This is a genomic window from Winogradskyella litorisediminis, assembly GCF_042675765.1.
Classification (GTDB): domain Bacteria; phylum Bacteroidota; class Bacteroidia; order Flavobacteriales; family Flavobacteriaceae; genus Winogradskyella; species Winogradskyella litorisediminis.
Genome location: NZ_JBHTJL010000003.1, coordinates 285,388 through 306,487, shown reverse-complemented (window position 1 = coordinate 306,487; position 21,100 = coordinate 285,388). Strand labels below are relative to the sequence as shown.

The 21,100-nt window shown below is 33.0% G+C and carries 17 protein-coding genes; 10 read left to right on the top strand and 7 right to left on the bottom strand.

Going from position 1 to position 21,100, the window contains the following annotated elements; translation table 11 throughout:
• Nucleotides 1-3 precede the first annotated feature (3 nt).
• Nucleotides 4-393, top strand: coding sequence for a hypothetical protein (locus ACFQ1Q_RS01490; RefSeq protein ID WP_386127244.1), 390 nt, complete (start codon nucleotides 4-6; stop codon nucleotides 391-393).
• Nucleotides 394-838: 445 nt separating this feature from the next.
• Here the strand turns inward: ACFQ1Q_RS01490 and ACFQ1Q_RS01485 are convergent, their stop codons facing one another.
• Nucleotides 839-1,150, bottom strand: a complete 312-nt coding sequence (locus ACFQ1Q_RS01485; protein ID WP_386127242.1) for a YbaB/EbfC family nucleoid-associated protein — start codon at nucleotides 1,148-1,150, stop codon at nucleotides 839-841.
• Between the two features lie 91 nt (nucleotides 1,151-1,241).
• Here ACFQ1Q_RS01485 and ACFQ1Q_RS01480 point away from each other — a divergent pair, with 91 nt between their 5' ends.
• From ACFQ1Q_RS01480 to ACFQ1Q_RS01470, 3 genes are all read left to right on the top strand, one after another.
• Nucleotides 1,242-3,302, top strand: coding sequence for a S9 family peptidase (locus ACFQ1Q_RS01480; RefSeq protein ID WP_386127240.1), 2,061 nt, complete (start codon nucleotides 1,242-1,244; stop codon nucleotides 3,300-3,302).
• 69 nt (nucleotides 3,303-3,371) lie between these two features.
• Nucleotides 3,372-4,409, top strand: a complete 1,038-nt coding sequence (locus ACFQ1Q_RS01475) for a PLP-dependent cysteine synthase family protein (protein WP_386127238.1) — start codon at nucleotides 3,372-3,374, stop codon at nucleotides 4,407-4,409.
• A 193-nt stretch (nucleotides 4,410-4,602) separates the two neighbouring features.
• On the top strand, nucleotides 4,603-5,862 hold the full coding sequence (locus ACFQ1Q_RS01470; RefSeq protein WP_386127236.1) for an aminotransferase class I/II-fold pyridoxal phosphate-dependent enzyme: 1,260 nt from the start codon (nucleotides 4,603-4,605) through the stop codon (nucleotides 5,860-5,862).
• Nucleotides 5,863-5,912: 50 nt separating this feature from the next.
• On the opposite strand, the gene ACFQ1Q_RS01465 is transcribed toward ACFQ1Q_RS01470, so the two are convergent.
• Both ACFQ1Q_RS01465 and ACFQ1Q_RS01460 read right to left on the bottom strand, forming a co-directional pair.
• Nucleotides 5,913-7,031, bottom strand: coding sequence for a GTP cyclohydrolase (locus ACFQ1Q_RS01465; protein ID WP_386127234.1), 1,119 nt, complete (start codon nucleotides 7,029-7,031; stop codon nucleotides 5,913-5,915).
• Between the two features lie 11 nt (nucleotides 7,032-7,042).
• Nucleotides 7,043-8,032 (bottom strand): transporter, encoded by a 990-nt coding sequence (locus ACFQ1Q_RS01460; RefSeq protein ID WP_386127232.1) that lies wholly within the window; start codon nucleotides 8,030-8,032, stop codon nucleotides 7,043-7,045.
• A gap of 105 nt (nucleotides 8,033-8,137) precedes the next feature.
• Between ACFQ1Q_RS01460 and ACFQ1Q_RS01455 the strand changes: the two genes are divergently transcribed.
• The 4 genes from ACFQ1Q_RS01455 to ACFQ1Q_RS01440 are packed head-to-tail and all read left to right on the top strand — an operon-like array spanning nucleotide 8,138 to nucleotide 13,670.
• Complete coding sequence (locus tag ACFQ1Q_RS01455) at nucleotides 8,138-8,419, top strand: DUF4834 family protein (protein WP_386127230.1); 282 nt, start codon at nucleotides 8,138-8,140, stop codon at nucleotides 8,417-8,419.
• A 30-nt stretch (nucleotides 8,420-8,449) separates the two neighbouring features.
• Complete coding sequence (locus tag ACFQ1Q_RS01450) at nucleotides 8,450-10,894, top strand: YfhO family protein (RefSeq protein ID WP_386127228.1); 2,445 nt, start codon at nucleotides 8,450-8,452, stop codon at nucleotides 10,892-10,894.
• Between the two features lie 3 nt (nucleotides 10,895-10,897).
• The gene (locus ACFQ1Q_RS01445; RefSeq protein WP_386127226.1) at nucleotides 10,898-12,187 is read left to right on the top strand and encodes a glycosyltransferase; all 1,290 of its coding nucleotides are present in this window, start codon (nucleotides 10,898-10,900) and stop codon (nucleotides 12,185-12,187) included.
• A gap of 25 nt (nucleotides 12,188-12,212) precedes the next feature.
• Nucleotides 12,213-13,670 carry a lipopolysaccharide biosynthesis protein gene (locus ACFQ1Q_RS01440; protein ID WP_386127224.1) on the top strand — a complete coding sequence of 486 codons (1,458 nt, stop codon included), beginning with the start codon at nucleotides 12,213-12,215 and terminating at the stop codon, nucleotides 13,668-13,670.
• 98 nt (nucleotides 13,671-13,768) lie between these two features.
• On the opposite strand, the gene ACFQ1Q_RS01435 is transcribed toward ACFQ1Q_RS01440, so the two are convergent.
• Together ACFQ1Q_RS01435 and ACFQ1Q_RS01430 are read right to left on the bottom strand one after the other, a co-directional pair.
• Nucleotides 13,769-15,064 carry a hypothetical protein gene (locus tag ACFQ1Q_RS01435; protein ID WP_386127222.1) on the bottom strand — a complete coding sequence of 432 codons (1,296 nt, stop codon included), beginning with the start codon at nucleotides 15,062-15,064 and terminating at the stop codon, nucleotides 13,769-13,771.
• 137 nt (nucleotides 15,065-15,201) lie between these two features.
• Entirely contained in the window at nucleotides 15,202-15,870 is a 669-nt protein-coding gene (locus tag ACFQ1Q_RS01430; RefSeq protein ID WP_386127220.1) for a hypothetical protein, read from the bottom strand.
• Between the two features lie 249 nt (nucleotides 15,871-16,119).
• On the opposite strand from ACFQ1Q_RS01430, the gene ACFQ1Q_RS01425 reads away from it, so the two are divergent.
• Nucleotides 16,120-17,199, top strand: coding sequence for a DUF3667 domain-containing protein (locus tag ACFQ1Q_RS01425; RefSeq protein WP_386127218.1), 1,080 nt, complete (start codon nucleotides 16,120-16,122; stop codon nucleotides 17,197-17,199).
• On the opposite strand, the gene aroB is transcribed toward ACFQ1Q_RS01425, so the two are convergent.
• Nucleotides 17,196-18,272 carry a 3-dehydroquinate synthase gene (gene aroB, locus ACFQ1Q_RS01420; protein ID WP_386127216.1) on the bottom strand — a complete coding sequence of 359 codons (1,077 nt, stop codon included), beginning with the start codon at nucleotides 18,270-18,272 and terminating at the stop codon, nucleotides 17,196-17,198. The two genes, ACFQ1Q_RS01425 and aroB, sit on opposite strands and share 4 nt — an antisense overlap.
• Nucleotides 18,273-18,366: 94 nt before the next feature.
• On the opposite strand from aroB, the gene ACFQ1Q_RS01415 reads away from it, so the two are divergent.
• On the top strand, nucleotides 18,367-19,539 hold the full coding sequence (locus ACFQ1Q_RS01415; RefSeq protein ID WP_386127214.1) for a proline dehydrogenase family protein: 1,173 nt from the start codon (nucleotides 18,367-18,369) through the stop codon (nucleotides 19,537-19,539).
• Here the strand turns inward: ACFQ1Q_RS01415 and ACFQ1Q_RS01410 are convergent.
• On the bottom strand, nucleotides 19,536-21,023 hold the full coding sequence (locus ACFQ1Q_RS01410) for a S10 family peptidase (RefSeq protein ID WP_386127212.1): 1,488 nt from the start codon (nucleotides 21,021-21,023) through the stop codon (nucleotides 19,536-19,538). The two genes, ACFQ1Q_RS01415 and ACFQ1Q_RS01410, sit on opposite strands and share 4 nt — an antisense overlap.
• Between the last annotated feature and the right edge of the window lie 77 nt (nucleotides 21,024-21,100).

Genomic DNA, 21,100 nt, shown 5'->3' with positions numbered 1-21,100 from the left:
ATATTGATTTTTATAATTAGTTTTAGTTTAGCTGGATGCTATTCAAAATCATCAACTAATCCTGAAGAGGTCTATAAATACTGGCTTGGAGAGAAACCACCTAAAGAGTTAAAAATTATTAATGGAAGTTATTACCAATCTCCACATTTCACTTTAGAGTATGAAGTTTTTTTAGAAATGGAAGTCACAAAAACGTGGTGGAAAGATTTTATAAGAATTAATAATTTAAGCTTAGATAACACATCATCTGATTTTTTAACGGAACTACCAGAATGGTTTAAATTCAATTCCAGCTACACTAAATACTCCAATAAAGATAAATATGATAGGTCAGCCTATTTCATAAATCTTAAAAACGGTAAATGTTTTATTTATGAAACGCTTGGTATCTAAACTTTATTTTGATGCGAAAAATACTTAAAAACATATATGCAATTTTAGTAATATCAATTTCAATATATTTTATATGGCATTACTTAAGTTTATACATCGCATATCAGAACCCAAATATTAATTTTGCTTTTATGTTGCCAAATTGGATTATTTTTGGTTCAATTTTTATTTGTATCGTAAATCTTATATCAGGAATATTATTGTTATTAAAAAAGCAGATAATAAAACATGCTGTGATAATTGCTATTGCAAGTGTTAGTATTTGTTTATTAGCTAATAACTTGCATCATTCTGGAGTTTTGTGTAATTGATAATTCTAAAATTAAAACACACTTCGACTACGCTCAGTGAGACAGTTCAGCATGACAAACAATAATAAGGAACCGTAACAATACAACAGTGAACAGATTTTCCCCTTAGGGGAAATGTCCGAAGGACAATGGGGCTATAGTCCTGGAATATTCGGCATACCTTCTTTAGCAACTGCAGCCAATTCTGCTTCATTAACGGCAGTAGCGCGTTCAATGGCTTTGTTAAGCGTTAAGATTAAGTAATCTTCGAGCATTTCTTTGTCTTCCAATAATTCATCAGAAATTTCCAAAGATTTTATGGTTCTATTTGCCGAAATTGTCACTTTCAATTTGTTGTCATTACTGGCTTCGTCTAACAAAACGCTATGCAAACGTTCTTTGGTTTCTTCAACTTTCTTTTGGGCTTCTTTCAGTTTATTCATCATGCCCATCATATCTCCAAACATATTCCGTGTATTTAAAAATTTTACACAACAAAATTAGTAAATTGCGTTTCTTTTTTCAGAACAAATAGATTTAAAATTTTCATAATTCCATATGGCAAATCCTTCAGAAATTAAACCACCAATTGCTAAGAAAATTCCAAAATTATTAGAAGCGCACGCTGATGTGAGAACCGATAATTATTTCTGGATGAACAATCGCGAAGATGAAGAAGTCATCAATCATCTTAATGCCGAAAATGCTTATTGTGATGCGATGATGGCGCATACCAAAGTGTTTCAGAAAGATTTATTTGAAGAAATGAAAGCCCGAATTAAGGAAGATGACGAGTCTGTACCCTACAAATATAATGGCTATTGGTACATTACCAAATACGAAAAAGGGAAAGATTACCCGATTTATACCCGAAAAAAAGAAAGTTTAGATGCTGAAGCCGAGCTACTTTTTGACTGTAATATAATGGCTGAAGGCGAAAGCTATTTTAAGTTAGTTGGCATTTCCATAAGTCCAGATAACAAAAAAGTTTCCTATGGTTTAGACTTAACAGGAAGACGAAACTATACCGTTTATGTTAAGGATTTAGAAACTGGAACAATTGCTAAAGATAAAATAGAGCACACCACAGGTTCATCGAGTTGGGCAAATGATAATGAAACTCTTTTTTATACCAAGAAAGATGAAAAAACTTTACGTGCATTCCAGATTTATAAACACAAATTAGGCGAAACTCAAGACGAACTTATTTTTCAAGAAAACGATGATACGTTTGGCGTTGCCATTTACAAATCTAAATCTCGGAAGTATCTCATCATCGCGTGTTACAGCACATTAACCAACGAATATCACGTGCTAAGTGCCGACAATCCAGATGGAAAATTTAAAGTCTTTAGTCCACGTGTTCGTGGTTTAGAATATAATATATCGCACTACGATGGTCATTTTTTCATTTTAACAAATAAAGATAAGGCCACCAATTTTAAATTAATGAAAACGCCAGAAGCGGCAACCAATATTGAGAATTGGGTAGATGTCATTCCGCATAGAGAAGATACTTTATTAGAAAGTTTAGATATTTTTAAAGACTATTTGGTCTTGAGTGAGCGTACTAACGGGTTGAATCAAATTCGGATTAAACGTTGGGATAATACTGAAGATTATTACTTGCCATTCACTTCAGAAACTTACACATGCTACACAGGTACAAATGTAGATTTTGATACTGAAATTTTACGTTATGGCTATAATTCCATGACAACTCCAGCGTCTGTCATTGATTTTAATATGAGAACTCGTGAAGAGAAAATTCTGAAAGAGCAAGCCGTTTTAGATAAAAATTTCGACAAGAATAATTATACCGAAGAGCGGATTTGGGCAACTGCTGAAGATGGTACAAAAATACCGATGTCAGTAGTTTACAGAAAAGGCATCAAATTAGATGGAAATAATCCATTATTGCAATATGCTTATGGGTCTTATGGCTCTACTGTAGACCCTTATTTTTCGACCATCCGTTTAAGTTTGTTGGACAGAGGTTTTATATATGTGATTGCCCATATTCGTGGCGGCGAATATCTCGGTAGAAATTGGTACGAAGATGGAAAACTTCTAAATAAAAAAAATACGTTTTCAGATTTTATAGCTTGTTCTATTCATTTAATTAAACAAAAATACACGTCGTCGCAACATTTGTATGCTATGGGTGGAAGTGCAGGTGGTTTATTAATGGGTGCCATTATTAATGAAGCTTCTGAATTATATAACGGAATTATCGCAGCAGTTCCTTTTGTAGATGTGATGACGACGATGTTAGACGAATCTATTCCACTAACAACAGGCGAGTATGACGAATGGGGCAACCCTAATGATAAGTTGTATTACAATTACATGAAAAGCTATTCGCCATACGATAATATTTCGGCAAAAGCATATCCAAACATGTTGGTTACTGCTGGTTTACATGATAGTCAGGTACAATATTGGGAACCAGCAAAATGGGTGGCAAAACTCCGCGAGTATAAAACGGATAACAACCAATTATTTTTAAAGACCAATATGGATGCTGGTCACGGTGGCGCATCTGGCCGTTTCGAATCTTTAAAAGAAGATGCCGAGGAGTTTGCGTTTCTGTTGGACTTAGAAGGTATAAATTCCTAATTAAAAAAAATATTGTAATTTTGCACGGTTTTGGGTACTACTTTATTGAGTACCACATAAATTACAAATATGACGAAAAGTAAACACGTTTATGACAATGTACTTCAGCTTGTAGGAAGTACACCCCTAATTAAATTAAACAAGGTTACAGAAGGTTTCGAAGGCAATTTTTATGCTAAAGTCGAAGCTTTTAATCCAGGTCACTCTTCAAAAGACAGAATCGCGCTTCATATTATTGAAGAAGCGGAGCGCCAAGGTATATTAAAACCTGGCGATACCATCATAGAAACAACATCTGGTAATACAGGTTTTAGTATTGCTATGGTGAGTATTATTAAAGGTTATGAGTGTATTTTAGCTGTAAGTTCTAAGTCATCACCAGACAAAATAGACATGCTAAAATCAATGGGAGCAAAGGTTTATGTTTGTCCTGCCCACGTAAAGGCAGATGACCCTAGATCATATTACGAAGTGGCAAAGCGTTTACATTCTGAAATAAGAGGTTCAGTTTATATTAACCAATATTTTAATGCTTTAAATACTGAGGCACATTACAAATCTACAGGTCCAGAAATCTGGGAACAAACCGAAGGTAAAATAACACATTTGGTAGCTTGTAGTGGTACTGGAGGAACAATATCTGGTATTGCTCGTTATTTAAAAGAGCAAAATAAGGATGTAAAAGTTATTGGAGTAGATGCTTATGGTTCAGTATTAAAAAAATATCACGAAACACGTGAGTTTGACTCAAACGAAATTTATCCATACCGTATCGAAGGTTTGGGGAAAAACTTAATACCTACAGCAACAGATTTTGATGCTATTGATAAGTTTGTAAAAGTTACGGATGAAGAAAGTGCACATTCAGCAAGAGAAATTTCTTGTAACGAAGGCTTATTTGTAGGTTATACTAGTGGCGCTGCTTTACAAGCTATTAAAATCTTAAATGAAGAAGGTGAGTTTAAGCCAACTGATAACATAGTCGTTGTTTTTCCAGATCACGGTTCTCGTTATATGAGTAAAGTTTACAACGATAAATGGATGGAAGACCAAGGTTTTTTTGACTCAAAAACAGAAATGCAAGCAGCAATAGAATACGTAAAATAATTTCTATTTTAATATAAAACTAAAGACCCTTTGATGTTTTCAAAGGGTTTTTTATGTTTAAAACTTGGTGAATATAAAGGGTAAATAAATTATGCATTCATAATATTTTGCCTTAATTTTGCAGGGTTAAACTAAACTATTTAGCAATAATTTTGTCAGCTTACATTGACAAAAGGATTTCGAGAGCGATAATATGAAGGATTTATTCGAAAAGATTTACAGAGATAAAGGACCGCTAGGAAAATGGGCTTCTCAAGCCGAAGGATATTTTGTTTTTCCAAAGCTTGAAGGGCAGATTTCTAACCGCATGAAGTTTCAAGGAAAAGAAGTTATTACTTGGAGTATTAATGATTACTTAGGTTTAGCTAATCATCCCGAAGTTCGTAAAGTTGATGCAGAAGCTGCGGCAGAATACGGTTCTGCTTACCCAATGGGTGCACGCATGATGTCTGGTCATACAGAGCTGCACGAACAATTACAAAACGAATTAGCTGAATTTGTAAATAAAGAAGCCGCCTACTTATTAAATTTTGGCTACCAAGGCATCATGTCTACTATTGATGCTCTAGTTGGTAAAGATGATATTATCGTTTATGATGTAGATGCACACGCTTGTATTATTGATGGTGTACGTTTGCATATGGGTAAGCGCTTTACTTATAAACATAATGATGTAGAAAGCTTAGAGAAAAACTTAGAAAGAGCTACTAAGATGGCACAACAAACAGGCGGAGGTATTTTAGTTATTTCTGAAGGCGTGTTTGGTATGCGTGGTGAGCAAGGTCGATTAAAAGAAATTGTTGAATTAAAGAAAAAGTTCAATTTTAGATTTTTAGTTGATGATGCACATGGTTTTGGTACTTTAGGTGCAACAGGCGCAGGAGCAGGAGAAGAGCAAGGCGTACAAGACGATATTGATGTATATTTTGCAACCTTTGCAAAATCAATGGCAAGTACAGGTGCATTTATTGCTGGAGACCAAGAAATTATTGATTATTTAAAATACAACTTACGTTCTCAAATGTTTGCTAAGTCATTACAAATGACTTTAACAAAAGGTGCTTTAAAGCGCTTAGAGATGTTGCGAACAATGCCAGAATTGAAAGAGAACCTTTGGAAAATTGTTAATGCGTTACAATCGGGTTTAAAAAATCGTGGTTTTGATATCGGAACAACTCAAAGTTGTGTAACTCCTGTTTACTTAAAAGGAAGTATTCCTGAAGCTATGGCATTGGTAAGAGATTTAAGAGAAAACCACGGAATATTTTGTTCTATAGTTGTTTATCCAGTGATACCTAAGGGATTAATTTTACTTAGAATGATTCCTACAGCAACGCACACGTTGCAAGATGTTGAAGAAACACTTGACGCATTTGATGCTATTAGAGAACGATTAGATAATGGAACTTACAAACGCATGTCTGCAGCTTTAATGGCAGCAATGGGTGAATAAATAATCTTATAGTAATAATAAAAAAGCTACCTTTTTGGTAGCTTTTTTTGTTACAAATCTTTTCTAAATGTTTTCCGTCGTTTATACACTACAGGGTCAAAATGTTTCCAAATTTTATGAATAGCTTCGTTATCTTCTAGCTCAGGAGTTCGGTAACACATTTCTATTCCTTTTTTAGTAAATGTTTCATACATTTCATTAAAAACAACTGCATGTACACCTTTATTTTGATAATCTGGGTGAACACCAATGAGATAAAATATAACGTCTTTACTGTGTTTTTTTGCTTTTAAAATATGAAATACTCCAAATGGAAAAAGTTTTCCTTTCGCTTTTTGCAAAGCTTCGGCAAAGCGTGGCATTACAATAGCAAAGGCTACTAGATTTTCATTTTCATCAATTACAAATTTGATATATTCTGGATTTATAAAGCTGATAAACTTCTTTTTAAAGTATTCTTTTTGAATATCAGTAATTTCAACAAACGACGCTAAAGAAGAATAACTTTTATTAAACAAATCAAACATCCTATCCGCATATGGCATCACTTCAATTGTTTTTGTAAAATTCTTTGCCTTTAGTTTATAACGACGCTTTATTAGATCTTGTGCTTTTTTAAAAAATTCTGGTTTTACGTTTGCAAAAGGAAATTTACTTTCTGAATACTCTTTTTCAATTTTATAACCATGCGCTTTATAGTGCTCAACATAATACGGATAATTATACCAAGTTATCATAGGTGCAATACTGTCAAAACCTTCTGTCATTACACCAACTTTATCAAGATTTGAAAACCCAACAGGACCTTCGTTATATTTGAGGTTATAAGATTTTCCTATTTCAATAACTTTATCAAGTAAGGCTTTAGATACGCCTAAATCATCAATAAAATCAAACCAACCAAAACGCATTTTCTGGATGTCTTGATTTTTTATTTCTAACCAATTAACAATTGCAGCAATACGACCTACAATTTCTCCATTTTTGTAAGCCAGAAAAAAACGGGCTTCTGCATCATTAAAAACAGGATTTTCAGATTTATCAAACGTTTTAAGCTCTTCACTAATTATTGGAGGTACCCAATATTTTGAATCTTTATAAAGCTTAAAAGGAAATTTTACAAATTGTTTTAATTCCTTTTTAGAAATCGCTTCCTTAATTTCAATCATAAAATCGGCTATTAATTATCAGAATCGAAATCTGTTTTCTTCTTTTTTCTGGTCTTTCTGTTTGAGGTATCTACTTTGTCCTCAACCTTTCCGCCATTATCAATCTCTTTATCTTTATGCCAATCAAAACGATAAGAGGCACCTAACGCAATATTAAATACAGAAGGCGTATTCTTAGTGTTAAACGCTATATTGGTATCTAACTGAAAGTTTTTTGACCATAAATATGCGCCACCAAATCTAAAAATATTATCCGAGTAGAAATCGCCTTTTATGCCTTGCGCTTCGCCAAAAAGGACCCATTGGTCAGAGAACGAATGTGTCAAAGTGAGGATATACTGAAATTCTGAATAGTCTGTACCAATTCTATCCATTAAAAAGTTTGTAACAAAAACCCAACCACCAGCAAAATTATTTTGTGTAGCAACCATTATTTTTGGGGAAAATCCGCCTTCACGAACACCACCAAAAACAGATGAATTTGGTATATATGGATTACCTTCGCCATCTAGATTTGCGCCGGCATAGACTGCCACAGCAGGAATTAAAGATTTCCATTTAAATTTTCTGTTTGCGTGGTAACTGTAAATATTAGGTTTATCTTCTTCTGCATTTTTGTATGGGTCATAAACCAAATATTTAGCACCAATAGTAAAGTTTCTAAAGTTTGAGCGCTTATTTTCTGTGACTAAAGATGAAGCAGTACTCATAAACGTATCGTTTTGATAAATACCTTCAATATTAATCTCTAGCTGTTCCAACAATAGACCAAACCGTGTTGCAAAATCAATACCAAATCCTGACACTTCGTAGTTTAGAGGTTCATGTTCTTCTTTAACTGTTAATGCGCCAAGTTCAAACTGTAAAACATTGGTGCCAACTGAAAATGCTGATTTGGAAACACCTGGTCTATTTGAGTTTATAACATCTGTATATTGAGCAATCGCAGCTAGTGGAGACATAACAAGCGCAATAAGCAATATTGATTTTATTTTTTTCATGCTAAATAGGTTAGATTTCAAATATAGATATTTTATACTTTTTTTATAGAATTATAACAGATTATAAATGATGTTAATTGTATTTTTGAAGCATAATACAGAGTTATGATTTATTTTTTATCGGCCGCAGGATTAGCAAGAATGCTATTATATATTATTGGTATTTATTTTGTAATTAAAATACTATCGAGATTGTTATCTCCATTTTTAATTAAATACGCTGCCAAAAAAATGGAAGACCGATTTGGTCAGCAATTTAATCAACAACGTCAACCACAACAACCTAAACATAAAGAAGGTGAAACAGTGATTGACAAAATGCCAAACACGGGTAATTCTTCAAATAAAAAGGTTGGTGAATATATCGATTACGAAGAAATTGATTAATTTTCAGCATAATTCATTTAACTTTTTTTCATGTTAAAATACTTAAAGCGATTTTTACCGCATTTACTTGTATTAATAGGTTTTGTAGTTCTATCACTAGCTTATTTTAGTCCTGTTTTACAGGGTAAAAAAATTTTTCAGAGTGATATTATGCATTACATTGGCATGTCTAAACAACAGGTCGATTTTGCTAAAGCTGAAGGAGAGCAAACCTATTGGACAAACAGCGCCTTTGGCGGAATGCCAACTTATCAACTAGGTGCAAAATATCCACATAATTATATTAAGAAATTAGATTTAGCTATTCGGTTTTTGCCACGACCAGCAGATTACCTATTTCTATACTTTATAGGATTTTACATTTTGTTGTTGAGTTTAAAAGTTGACTTTAAACTCGCTGCACTCGGTGCTTTAGCCTTTGGGTTTTCAACCTATATGATTATTATTTTAGGCGTTGGTCATAACTCTAAAGCACATGCTATTGCTTATATGCCGTTAGTGTTATCTGGAATAATTCTCACCTTCCGAAAAAAATATATTTGGGGATTTTTACTCACTGTAGTAGCGCTAGGATTAGAAATAGTAGCCAATCATTACCAAATGACCTATTATCTGTTGCTTTTGGTTTTGGTATTAGGCATTGCTTATCTCATAGATGCCTACAAAAAGAAAATGTTGCCGCACTTTTTCAAGTCGGTTGGTATTTTATCTATCGCAGCCATTTTAGCCGTTGGATTAAATGCCACAAACATCATGGCAACTCAAGAGTATGTAAAGGAAAGTACGCGTGGAAAAAGTGATTTAACAATAACTGCAAGTGGTCAGCCAAAAAAGGTAACCGATGGTTTAGACCGTGATTACATAACAGAATACAGTTACGGCATCGCGGAGTCCTTTAATCTATTCATCCCAAAATTTATGGGTGGCGGAAGCACAGAAGATGTCGGTAGAGATTCTGAAACCTATAAAGCATATTTAAATTTAGGTGCATCTCCTATAGAAGCGATAGAGGCAGCAAGAAACGCACCAATGTATTGGGGCGACCAAACCATTGTTGAAGCACCTGCTTATGTTGGTGCAGTAATCATATTTTTGTTTGTATTAGGCTTATTTTTAGTAAAAGGCCGATTAAAGTGGTGGCTTGTTGGCGGAACATTATTATCACTTTTATTATCCTATGGAAAAAATATTGGATTTTTGACCGACTTTTTCATTGACTATGTTCCGTTGTATAATAAATTCCGTGCAGTAAGCTCAATTCAAGTCATATTAGAACTATGTATTCCCGTGTTAGGAATATTTGCTTTGGTACGATTATTCAATGATTTTCAAAGCAGAGAAGAAAAGCTTAAAGCACTTAAGTATGCTGTATTTATTTGTGGTGGATTGGCTTTAGTATTTCTTTTATTTCATTCTGTGTTTTTTGAATTTGAAAGCCTTAGAGATGATAGGTATGCTGAAGCTTACGGAAGACCTTTTGTTAATGCTTTAGTTGAAGACCGAAAGTCATTATTTATTTCAGATACGATTAGGACTTTACTCTTAGTTTTACTTTCAGCAGGTGCAATCTTCTTCTTTTTAAAAGAAAAATTGTCTGAAAAAGTCCTAGTCATTGTTTTTACCGTACTTATTGTTTTTGATTTGGTTTCTGTGAATAGAGAATACGTTAATAGCGATAATTTTGTACAAGCAAGACAAGTTGATAAGCCTTATCAAGCTACAGATGCTGATAAAGAAATATTAAAAGACAAAGGACATTTCAGAGTTTTTGATGTTTCTCGTCAGGGTCAGCAACAACCGGCAAGAGCAGCGTATTTTCATAATTCTTTAAGTGGTTATCATGCGGCTAAAATGAATCGTTTTGATGCGCTAATGGAGTTTCATATTTATAAAAATAATGTCGAAGTTCTTAACATGCTTAACACCAAATATGTTTTAGCTGAAGACCAATCAGGTAGAGTAGAAGCTTCTACGAGATATACAGAACCAAATGGCAACGCTTGGTTTATTTCTGAATTAAAATCTGTTGAAAATGCAGATTTAGAAATTTTGGCTTTAGATAGTTTAGATACTAAAAATAAAGCAGTTGTTTTAAAATCCATTGCCAAAGAATTTCAGCTTAAACAAGAATATCAGAGAGATAGTTTAGCCTCAATTAAGCTTACTGAACATAAACCAAATTACCTTAAATACGAATCTAACAATAGGAACGACGGTTTCGCAATATTTTCAGAACTGTACTATTACAAAGGCTGGCAAGCTTATATAGATGGAAAAGAAGTCCCGCACTTACGAGTTAATTACGCTTTACGTGGTTTAGAAATTCCAAAAGGAAATCACACTATAGAATTTAAATTTGAACCACAAGTTGTAAAAACAGGTAGCAAAATTTCTTTGGGTAGTTCAGCTGTTTTTGTGATTTTGTTATTGCTTGGTGGATTTTTTCAATATAAAAAACACAAGTCGACATCATAATTTATGACCGACAAAAACGTACTTATCATTGTTTACTATTGGCCGCCAGCTGGTGGTCCAGGCGTTCAACGTTGGTTAAAGTTTACAAAGTATTTACCAGATTTTGGATTTAAACCTATTGTTTATTGTCCAGAAAACCCAAATTATCCTATTGGAGATAAAAGTCTTTTAGATGAAATCCCTAGTGAAGTTACAATCCTAAAACAGCCTATAAAGGAGCCTTATCGTTTTGCTAAATTTTTGTCAAAAAATAGCGCTAAAACTATTAGTTCTGGAGTAATTCCTGATAAGAAAAAGCAATCATTCGTCGAAAGATTAATGCTTTTTATCCGTGGAAATTTTTTTATACCTGACGCCCGGAAAAATTGGATTAAACCTTCGGTAAGTTTTCTTTCAAAATATATTAATAAACATAATATAGACACCATTATTACCACAGGTCCGCCTCATAGTTTGCATCTTATTGGACTTCAACTAAAACAAAAATTAAACGTAAACTGGGTTGCCGATTTTCGTGATCCTTGGACAACTATTGGTTATCATAAAGCTTTAAAACTATTACCATTTGCAAAGAAAAAACATTTGCAGTTGGAAAATGATGTTTTAAATGCTGCCGATGAAATCATCGTTACAAGTTATAACACTAAAAATGAGTTTATTTCAAAAACACATAAGCCAACAACAGTAATTACTAACGGATACGATTCAAAATCTGAAGTCTCAATTCAAAAAGATTCAAAATTTAGTATTTCCCATATTGGCTCTTTATTGTCAGATAGAAATCCGCAAATTTTATGGGAATGTCTTTCAGAATTAGTTCAAGAAAATGAAGATTTTAAAACTAATTTTCAATTAAATCTTGTTGGTGTTGTAAGCGACTCTATTGTTGAATCTATTAAAATGCATAATCTTGAAAGTCATTTAAATTTGGTTGGGTATGTGAGTCATAAAAAAGCAATTCACTTTCAGAAAAAATCGCAATTATTATTGTTAATTGAAATAAACTCGGAGGATACCAAAGCTATTATTCCAGGAAAGTTATTTGAATATATGATTTCTGAAACACCAATTTTAGCAATTGGGCCAAAAGATTCTGATGTTGAGCAGATGATTTCTTCTACAAATACAGGAAGTTATTTTTATTACAATCAGAAATTAGAATTGAAAAAACAGCTTTTAGATTCTTTCGAGAAATTTAAAAAAGAGAATTTAAAAACAAACCCAATTGGTTTAGAACAATACAGCCGAAAAGCTTTAACCAAAAAACTTTCTGAGCTTTTAAAGGATTTATAAAACAGTAAAATTGTAAATTTATCTCATGGGCATCGTAATTAGTCAATCCTTTAAAAACACCATAAGTACCTATATTGGCTTTGGTATTGGCGCGATAAACACTCTGTTTTTATATACAAATTTTTTAACGGACGAATATTACGGTCTAGTTGCATTTATCTTATCTGCGGCTAATATAATGTTGCCTTTTATGGCTTTTGGTGTGCAGAATGCGCTGATAAAATTTCATTCTACATTTAAGACAAAAAACAATAGAAATAGCTTTTTAACGCTAATGTTGTTTTTGCCTTTAGTGTTTATTATTCCCACAACGATTGTTGGTGTTTTTGGGTATGATTTCGTAGCTAATTTATTGTCTCAAAAAAACCAATTGGTTTACGATTATGTCTGGTACATTTTTATCACAGCAATTGCTATGGCGTATTTTGAAATTTTCTTTGCTTGGTCTAAAGTGAAGTTAAAAACTGTATTTGGCAACGTTATGCGTGAAATTTTTCATCGTGTAGCAATCATGCTATTGCTTTTTGGAGTTTATCTAAGTTACATTTCTGTAGAAACCTTTATTTGGTCTGTGGTTTGTGTTTATGTATTGCGAATGCTAATTATGATGATTTATGCCTTTTCAATTTATTTACCAGTATTTAGATTTAATAAAATTGAAAATATTTCATCCATATTAAAATATAGCTTTCTCATTATTATTGCTGGATCTATTGCGATGGTCATTTTAGATTTAGACAAATTTATGATTGGTCAATATCTTGAAATTAAAAACGTCGCCTATTACAGCGTAGCTATTTTTATTGCTACAGTCATTTCAGTGCCACAAAGATCTATGCATCAAATTATGATGCCCTTGACTGCTCAATTTTTAAATAATGGCGAAAAGAATGAATTAAGGAGATTATACAGAAAAAGTTCTATAAATCTTTTAGTGATCAGTGGTTTGATTTTTTTGTTGATTGTCGTAAATATTAATATGCTTTATGAAATTTTACCAGAGCAATTTACTGGCGGATTGTTTGTAGTTATTAGCATTAGCCTAGCAAAATTATTTGATAATGCAATGGGAATTAATAATGCCATTTTATTTAACAGCGATTATTATAGGATGGTACTTGTTTTCGGGGTGTTATTAGCCTTTTTAGCCGTGGTATTTAATATGATTTTAATTCCGCTGTATGGAATCAATGGTTCTGCTATAGCCACGTTTCTAGCCATAATAATTTATAATACCTTAAAGCTTTTTTTCGTAAAAATGAAATTTAATATGCAACCTTTTAGTTGGGCTACACTGAAGGCTATTGGGCTTCTTCTGCTGTTAGGTTCAATATTTTATTTTTTTGAATTCAGCTTTCATCCTATTCTAAATATTACTCTAAAAACAATCTTTTTAAGTATTGCTTATATATTCTTAGTCTTTAAAATGAAAATTTCTGAGGATATTAATCAACAGATTAAAAAGTATTTATTTTTTAATTAAATAATTAAACCAAAAAATAATACCTAAATAAGAATATCCCGCAGAATGCTTTGAGGCACACACTTGCAGGATATTCAATCTAACCAACCAAAAAAATGTTATCCGCGTCTTCTTGATGTTGACCTAGATGTTCTGCTCCCAGAACTTCTATTATTACTTGATCTCGATTTTATTGAAGACGGTTTTTTAGTATTCGAATTTACACTTCTAATTTTTCTTTGAGGTGCAGTTCTAATAGATTTACGAGAATTTGTGCTTGTCGGTTTTCTAGAAGCTGAATTATTTCTCTGATTTCTATTTGACGAAACATTAGGTCTTGTTGTTCTTGTATTTGACGTTGCATTAGAACTACGAGAAGAGGACCTTTTTGTTGCCTGAGGTCTGCTATTTCGCGTTGATTTTCTATTAACGTTATTGTTTCTACTTACACCTCTATTTGCATTACTGTTTCTAGTAGTATTGCTTCGTCTTGTTTCATTCTGCCTAGTATTTCTGTTTGCATTCACGTTTCTATCTCTAGATGTTCCGCGAGTAGCTCTATCATTTCTAGTTGAATTTTCTCTATTAGAAGCTAAACTATTACGTCTTCCAGAATTGTTTGAAGCCAATCGTGTACTTCTACTTCTGTTTAAACGCTCATGACGTTCTTGTACACGTCTACCTAAGTTACGTTCTCTATTATTTCTCGGTGTTTGAGCGTATCTACGGTAATAATCTCTATTTGTACCTCTTCTAAAGTCGTTAAATCCGTGTCTACCATTAACATTTACATAGCGTACGTTATTTCTGTATGGTCTGTAAAATACGTTTCTGTATGGTGTATAGAACTGTCTGTATGGCCTTGTGTTTACTATACATAAGTTTACTGGTGGCACTGCGTAAAACCTGTGCCATGGTCTATATACATAAGCTCTATTGTATATATTTATAAATCCGGTATAGTGCGAAAATACATTTCCTCTATAAAATACATTTAATCCTCCAACGCGTGCTACTCGACCAAACCCATTGTAATCGATAAAGATATCTCCAATCTGATTTACTCGACCATAAAAGTCGTAAAAGATAGGTGTGTTTTCGACCTGGATTACTGCTCCAAACTCATCATACTGAACATATGGATTGTAATTGTATCCAGTATTAAAGCTAAAGCTGAAATTTCTGTTACTAACACCAAAAGTAACTTCTGGTCCAAAGGCTTGTGCATAAAAATCGAATTGACCATCAGGAAAAACCGAAAATTCAATACCACCTTCTGTAAATATGAAAGAATTACCATAACCTCTCACAAATGTATTTATTGAAGCATCTGCTTCATTGGTAGTGCTGGTTGATGCATAAGATGTGCCTCCGATGAGGAACATACCTGCTAATAAAAATAGAATCCTTTTCATAATATTTGGGTTTTAAATTAAACTCATTTTATTAATACCAAACAGCGTGCCAAAAACAAAAACGCTATAGTTTACAAGGGTTTTAAGCAACAAAAAAGCCCGAAGCATATAGCTTCAGGCTCTTGATTATTAAAACATTAGTCATCGTCACGAGAACGTCTCTTTAGTTTTTTATGTTTTTTTACTTTTCCGTTCTGACGGTAATAGTAAAATTCACCATCATCATCATCATAGTTATGATTGTTTCCCCAATTGTTGTTCCAATCGTTTAATTGAAACATATTACAATCTCTGTTGTTATGGTTTACAAATCCTCTAAAGCCAACTAAACGACCTCTGCGGTTATACTGTAATCTCAGATTACCAACTTGTTGTAATCTATTGTTACGGTATCTTATATAAACTGTTCCGGCACGTTTTATTCGACCTTGATCATCATAGTTAATAAAAACGTTACCAATTCGTCTTACGCGTCCAAGATAATCGTGCGTAACTCTCACACCTCTGGCACCACGATGACTATATGTAGTTCCAGGAGCGCCAAACGACCTATTTACGTTTCTACGACGGTTACGATAGTAGTCTGGATTTGTTGAGTTACCAAAAACATCGGTATTAAAATCAAAGCTACCATCAGCAAAGATTAAAAACTCTACACCACGTTCTACGAACAAAATAGGTTGTACATAATTATAGCGTGATGTAATGTCTAAACCTTCATTAATCGTTGCTGATGTTTTTTCTGCTGCTGTTACAGATGTTAACCCAGTTAACATAACTGCTAAAAGTAAAGTTACCTTTTTCATAATTAAAAAATTTAGATTGTGCCTACTCATATTTAGCTTTTCGGCTTACGCTATTTGACTTTAATAAACCAATTTGCGTGCCATTATTTTAACACATTGTATATCAATATTTTAGAGGTGTTATTTTTAATCTTATATTTTACTGAATATGATTTTATGTAAATTTTTACTGATAATTTGAATTAAAATCAGCTACATTTATAGACATAAATATTCATTTTGTAATTTTAAGCTAGCGAATAAAAAACAATGAAAACCGAAATAGATTGTTGTCAAAATTGTGAAGAACCATTAGAGGGAGACTTTAAGTTTTGTCCAAACTGCGGGCAAAAAACTAATGAAGAACTTACCCTTGGTGTGCTTTTTTACAATACCATCAGTAATTATTTTTCGTTTGATGCTCGATTTTTAAAAAGTTTTATACCGCTTATGTTTAAGCCAGGTTATTTGGCTAAAAAATTTTTAGAAGGCAAACGACTACTTTATTTACATCCGGCACAAATGTATTTATTTGTCTCAGTCATTTTCTTTTTCATTTTTTCATTTACAGTTAACGATTGGATAAAAGAAGCAAACAATGCTAATGCTGCTATTGTTAAACCAAACGAAATTGACAGACTAAACAATGCTTATGAAAAGGCATTAGACACCATCGTAAAAATGTCTCAGCTAAGAGATGAAAAAACAAATGGTAAATCAACGCAACTTAGCGAAAATGAAACTCAAAAAGTTATTGATTCTATTCTCAAATCAGTAAAATCGAATCAAAATGGAAACTCTATTAATTTTGGTATAAGTAAGAAAAAACTAGACTCACTCCGAAATGCAGGTGTAGATAATAATATTATTTATAAGGAAATGGGTATGGATGATGACGCTGGGTTTATTACTCGTGGTTTTTACAAAACAATGTTAGACTTAGCAGATGGACAAGGTGTAGGTATTTTAATAAAGCGTTTTGCAGATACTATTCCTATAGCCATGTTCTTTTTGTTGCCAATTTTTGCCTTTCTATTAAAGATATTTTATTTTAATAGAGGTAGATATGCACATCATTTGGTGTTTAGTTTTTACTTTTTTTCTTTTTTGTTTACGGTCTTTAGTATTTTACTAGCAACAAATGAGATTTTTGATGTAATACCGTGGTATGTAAATTTACTAATTGCTCTCTCTACATTTATCTATTTTTACCTAGCTGTATTGCATTTTTATAATAGTCACTGGTTTACAACATTTATTAAAGCTAATGTTATAACGTTTATATTTTTAATGATGGTTATACCTTTTGCTGCAGGTATTATTACCGTAGTTGCCTTTGTAAATGCCTAGCTAAGATTTTTATAATACTCAAAAGCTTCAAGAATAATTTCGTTTGAAACTTCGCAATTAATTTTCGCTTTACCGATTGCTTCAAGTAACACAAATTTTACGATACCATGACTATTTTTTTTGTCATGTTTCATAAAATCAATAATATGCTCGTGGTCTTTTTTATCAATTTCAACCTTGGCAAATGTTTTTAGAATTCCTTCCGAAATTTCAGATAAAGCAACTGTACTTAATCCACAAATTTTAGTAGATATAAAGCTTTCTAGAATCATTCCTACGGCAATCGCTTCACCATGTAGTAAGGTTCTTTTTTCATCATTTTCTAAAAAATAACTTTCAATAGCATGACCAATTGTATGACCAAAATTTAAAGTTTTGCGTAACTCTTTTTCTGTAGGGTCTTCGCTTACAATAGTATTTTTTATCACTACAGAATCATATATTATTTGGTCTAAATCCGAAATATCTAAATTTTCTAAATGCGTTAAGGTGTGCCAATAATTTTTATCTGTAATAAGACCATGTTTTAACATTTCAGCAAAACCCGATACCATTTGATTTTGAGGCAAAGTGTCTAAATAACTGGTATCAATAAGTACCATTTCTCCTTCAGAAATAACGCCAACTTGGTTTTTAAGTGGTCCCAAATCTACACCAGTTTTACCTCCAACAGAGGCGTCAACCATTGCCAATAAAGACGTCGGCACATTGATATAATTAATACCACGCATGTAAGTACAGGCTACAAATCCTCCTAAATCGGTTACAACGCCACCACCAAGATTAATAAGTAAACTCTGTCTATCTGCACCATATTGAGACATCGCTTCCCAAACACCCATGCAAATATCAATAGTTTTATGGTCTTCGCCTTCAGGCATTTCCATCACTTCGGTTTGAATATCTCCGTTTTCTAATTGCGCCATAAATTTTGGCAAACATAAATCGTGAGTATTTGTATCAACTAGTATAAAAATACTAGACGGATTTGTATATTTTATATAAGAATTTAACTCGATATAAACCTTTGAATTAAAATGGACTACGGCACTTTTAGTTTTAATGGATTGCATTAGTATGTTTAACTTAATTTTATGTTGTGAAAATAGTCTGTTTTTTCAGAAAATAATAAATCTTATATCTATTTTTGTGAAAAATTGAATTTGAATGACCGACAAAACGCTTTTTAATAACACCGAAATCGCTTTTGCAACAAAAACAGACTCTCAATTAGAGCGCGCTTATTTTTTGTTTAAAATGATTTCTAAAGAACCATTGGTTCGTATTGGTACAGCGGCAACTAAATTTGCTTTAAATCTTAATTTACCAGTTGAAGGCTTAATTCGGTCTACGGTATTTGATCATTTTTGCGGTGGTGTTAATGAAGAAGATTGTTTAAATACTATTGATGAAATGTACACCAAAGGTGTTAGTTCAGTTTTAGATTATTCGGTTGAAGGTAAAGAATCTCAAAATCAGTTTGATGACGCGTTAGCAAAGATTTTAAAAATTATAAATTTTTGTGATGAGCGTGAAGCTATGCCAATCGTGGTGTTTAAGCCAACGGCATTTGGTCGTTTTTATTTATACGAAATAAAATCAGCAGGAAAAGCTTTTACTGAAGCCGAACAAGCCGAATGGGATAGAATTGTTAAGCGTTTTCATAAAGTTTGTGAGCTCGCAAAAGCCAAAGACGTAGAAGTTTTAATCGATGGCGAAGAAAGTTGGATGCAGTCTGCTGCAGATGATTTGGTAGAAGAGATGATGCGTACTTACAACACTGAAAAAGCTATCGTTTATAACACGCTGCAATTATACCGTTGGGATAGACTAGATTATTTAAAAGCCTTGCATGAACGTGCAAAAGCTGATAATTTTTATATAGGAATGAAAATTGTCCGTGGTGCCTATATGGAAAAGGAGCGAAGCCGTGCTGAAGAAAAAGGCTATCCGTCACCAATATGCGAAAGCAAATTAGCCACCGATGTCAATTTTAATGATGGTCTAAAATATATTCTTGAAAACAACAAAGACATTGCGGTTTTCATTGGGACTCATAATGAAGAAAGTTGTTATTTGGCCATGGATCTGATGGAAGAATTAAAGATTTCTAAATCTGATAACAATGTCTGGTTCGGTCAGTTATATGGTATGAGCGATCACATCAGCTTTAATTTGGCAGAGCTAGGTTACAACGTAGCTAAATATTTACCATTTGGACCTGTAAAAGACGTGATGCCTTATTTGATACGTCGAGCTGAAGAAAACACATCTGTTGCAGGACAAACAAGCAGAGAGCTAGATTTAATTATAGCTGAACGCAATCGCCGAAAGCTTTAATACTTTGCTGCTTTTCCGTTAGCCGAAGAATTAATAATAAATTCTCTCAAATCGTCATTAGCTTTAATTAAATCTTCGTTTCTAAGGTACATCATGTGTCCGCTACGGTAGCCTTTAAAGTACATGCGGTCTTTTAATTTTCCACTAGGGTCAATTTGCCATTGGCTGTATTTTGCCTGAAAATATGTAGTTGCCCCATCGTAATATCCAGATTGTGTCAAAACTTTTAAATATGGATTTTGCGCCATAGCTTGTCTAAGATTATCCCTAACATTATCGTTGCTTCTGTCCCAATTCCCAACGTTTCCAAAAACATTATATTTGAGGTCAGTTTTAAAACCTAATTCGTTTTGGATGTAATAGTTTATTGCTGGAGTAAACGAATGTAACCATGAGGTTAATTCAGCACTGTAATCTGGTGCATCACCTGTTTCAACTTTATCAATACCCAAATAACGACTATCTAATCTGCCTACAGTTTGGCCGGTTTCATCTCGTAGTAATTCTTTCCAAAAAAAGCGGTTTGGGACATCTAGATTTTGTTGAAGAATAACTTTCTCTGATAGCCCAGAATAATAACTCATTTTCTTTGCAATAGCTTTCCTTTCGTTTTCAGATATAAATCCTCCTTTTGCGATAGCAGGAATTAGTTCATTAACCGCAAAATCTTCGGCCTCTGGAAGAATATCTAATAAGTCTTTATTTTGAAGTTCAGCAGGTAACATTTTGTGATACCAAGCTGTAGCAGTAAAATACGGTAAATTTAAACTTGAAGATACTGGTCCACCGACACGCAGCACTTTATAGTCAGCTGGTGACACCATTACAACACCGTTAAGATACATCCATTGGTTATTTTGAAGCTCTAATGCCAAGCCCATAACTCGTGTGCCGCCATAACTTTCGCCTATGATATATTTTGGCGATTCCCAGCGATTATTTCGAGTGACAAAGGTATTAATCCAACTGGCTAAATACTTTACATCAGCGTTAATCCCAAAAAATGTTTTATCATCTTCATATTCGCCGTTTTTAAGCTTTATTTTTCTCGAGTAACCTGTATTTACAGGATTAACAAAAACAATATCTGCAACATCTAAAATTGAATTTGGATTTGTTTTAACACCATAAGGTTGTATAGGATAACCTTCGTCATCTATATTCAATATTTTTGGGCCTGTATAGGCTATGTGCATCCAAACAGAAGCCGAACCTGGCCCACCATTAAAAGAAATAATTAATGGTCGTTTATTGCCTTTACTATCATTTGTACGTTTGTAATAGGTGTAGTAAAGAGAAGCTGTAACTTCTCCATCATCGTTCCAAACGGGCTGAAAACCAGTCATAGCTTTGTAATCTACTGATTGGCCTTTTATTTTAATTGAGTTGGTTGTGGTATACACAGTGTCTACAGGAACCTTAAGGTTTTGAGAAAAAATATAACCACTAGCTAATGCTAAGAAAAAGGTGAAAAAAAGTTTCATGTTTTGCTATTTATGATAGTTTGAAATCAGCCTTCAAGATAGTACAAACATTTTACTATCCATAAATATTTGAATTG

Bases quoted from the DNA above. Each gene is read 5' to 3' on its own strand.
- ACFQ1Q_RS01485 (WP_386127242.1), bottom strand. From the start codon at position 1,150: ATGTTTGGAGATATGATGGGCATGATGAATAAACTGAAAGAAGCCCAA.
- ACFQ1Q_RS01480 (WP_386127240.1), top strand. From the start codon at position 1,242: ATGGCAAATCCTTCAGAAATTAAACCACCAATTGCTAAGAAAATTCCA.
- ACFQ1Q_RS01475 (WP_386127238.1), top strand. From the start codon at position 3,372: ATGACGAAAAGTAAACACGTTTATGACAATGTACTTCAGCTTGTAGGA.
- ACFQ1Q_RS01470 (WP_386127236.1), top strand. From the start codon at position 4,603: ATGAAGGATTTATTCGAAAAGATTTACAGAGATAAAGGACCGCTAGGA.
- ACFQ1Q_RS01465 (WP_386127234.1), bottom strand. From the start codon at position 7,031: ATGATTGAAATTAAGGAAGCGATTTCTAAAAAGGAATTAAAACAATTT.
- ACFQ1Q_RS01460 (WP_386127232.1), bottom strand. From the start codon at position 8,032: ATGAAAAAAATAAAATCAATATTGCTTATTGCGCTTGTTATGTCTCCA.
- ACFQ1Q_RS01455 (WP_386127230.1), top strand. From the start codon at position 8,138: ATGATTTATTTTTTATCGGCCGCAGGATTAGCAAGAATGCTATTATAT.
- ACFQ1Q_RS01450 (WP_386127228.1), top strand. From the start codon at position 8,450: ATGTTAAAATACTTAAAGCGATTTTTACCGCATTTACTTGTATTAATA.
- ACFQ1Q_RS01445 (WP_386127226.1), top strand. From the start codon at position 10,898: ATGACCGACAAAAACGTACTTATCATTGTTTACTATTGGCCGCCAGCT.
- ACFQ1Q_RS01440 (WP_386127224.1), top strand. From the start codon at position 12,213: ATGGGCATCGTAATTAGTCAATCCTTTAAAAACACCATAAGTACCTAT.
- ACFQ1Q_RS01435 (WP_386127222.1), bottom strand. From the start codon at position 15,064: ATGAAAAGGATTCTATTTTTATTAGCAGGTATGTTCCTCATCGGAGGC.
- ACFQ1Q_RS01430 (WP_386127220.1), bottom strand. From the start codon at position 15,870: ATGAAAAAGGTAACTTTACTTTTAGCAGTTATGTTAACTGGGTTAACA.
- ACFQ1Q_RS01425 (WP_386127218.1), top strand. From the start codon at position 16,120: ATGAAAACCGAAATAGATTGTTGTCAAAATTGTGAAGAACCATTAGAG.
- aroB (WP_386127216.1), bottom strand. From the start codon at position 18,272: ATGCAATCCATTAAAACTAAAAGTGCCGTAGTCCATTTTAATTCAAAG.
- ACFQ1Q_RS01415 (WP_386127214.1), top strand. From the start codon at position 18,367: ATGACCGACAAAACGCTTTTTAATAACACCGAAATCGCTTTTGCAACA.
- ACFQ1Q_RS01410 (WP_386127212.1), bottom strand. From the start codon at position 21,023: ATGAAACTTTTTTTCACCTTTTTCTTAGCATTAGCTAGTGGTTATATT.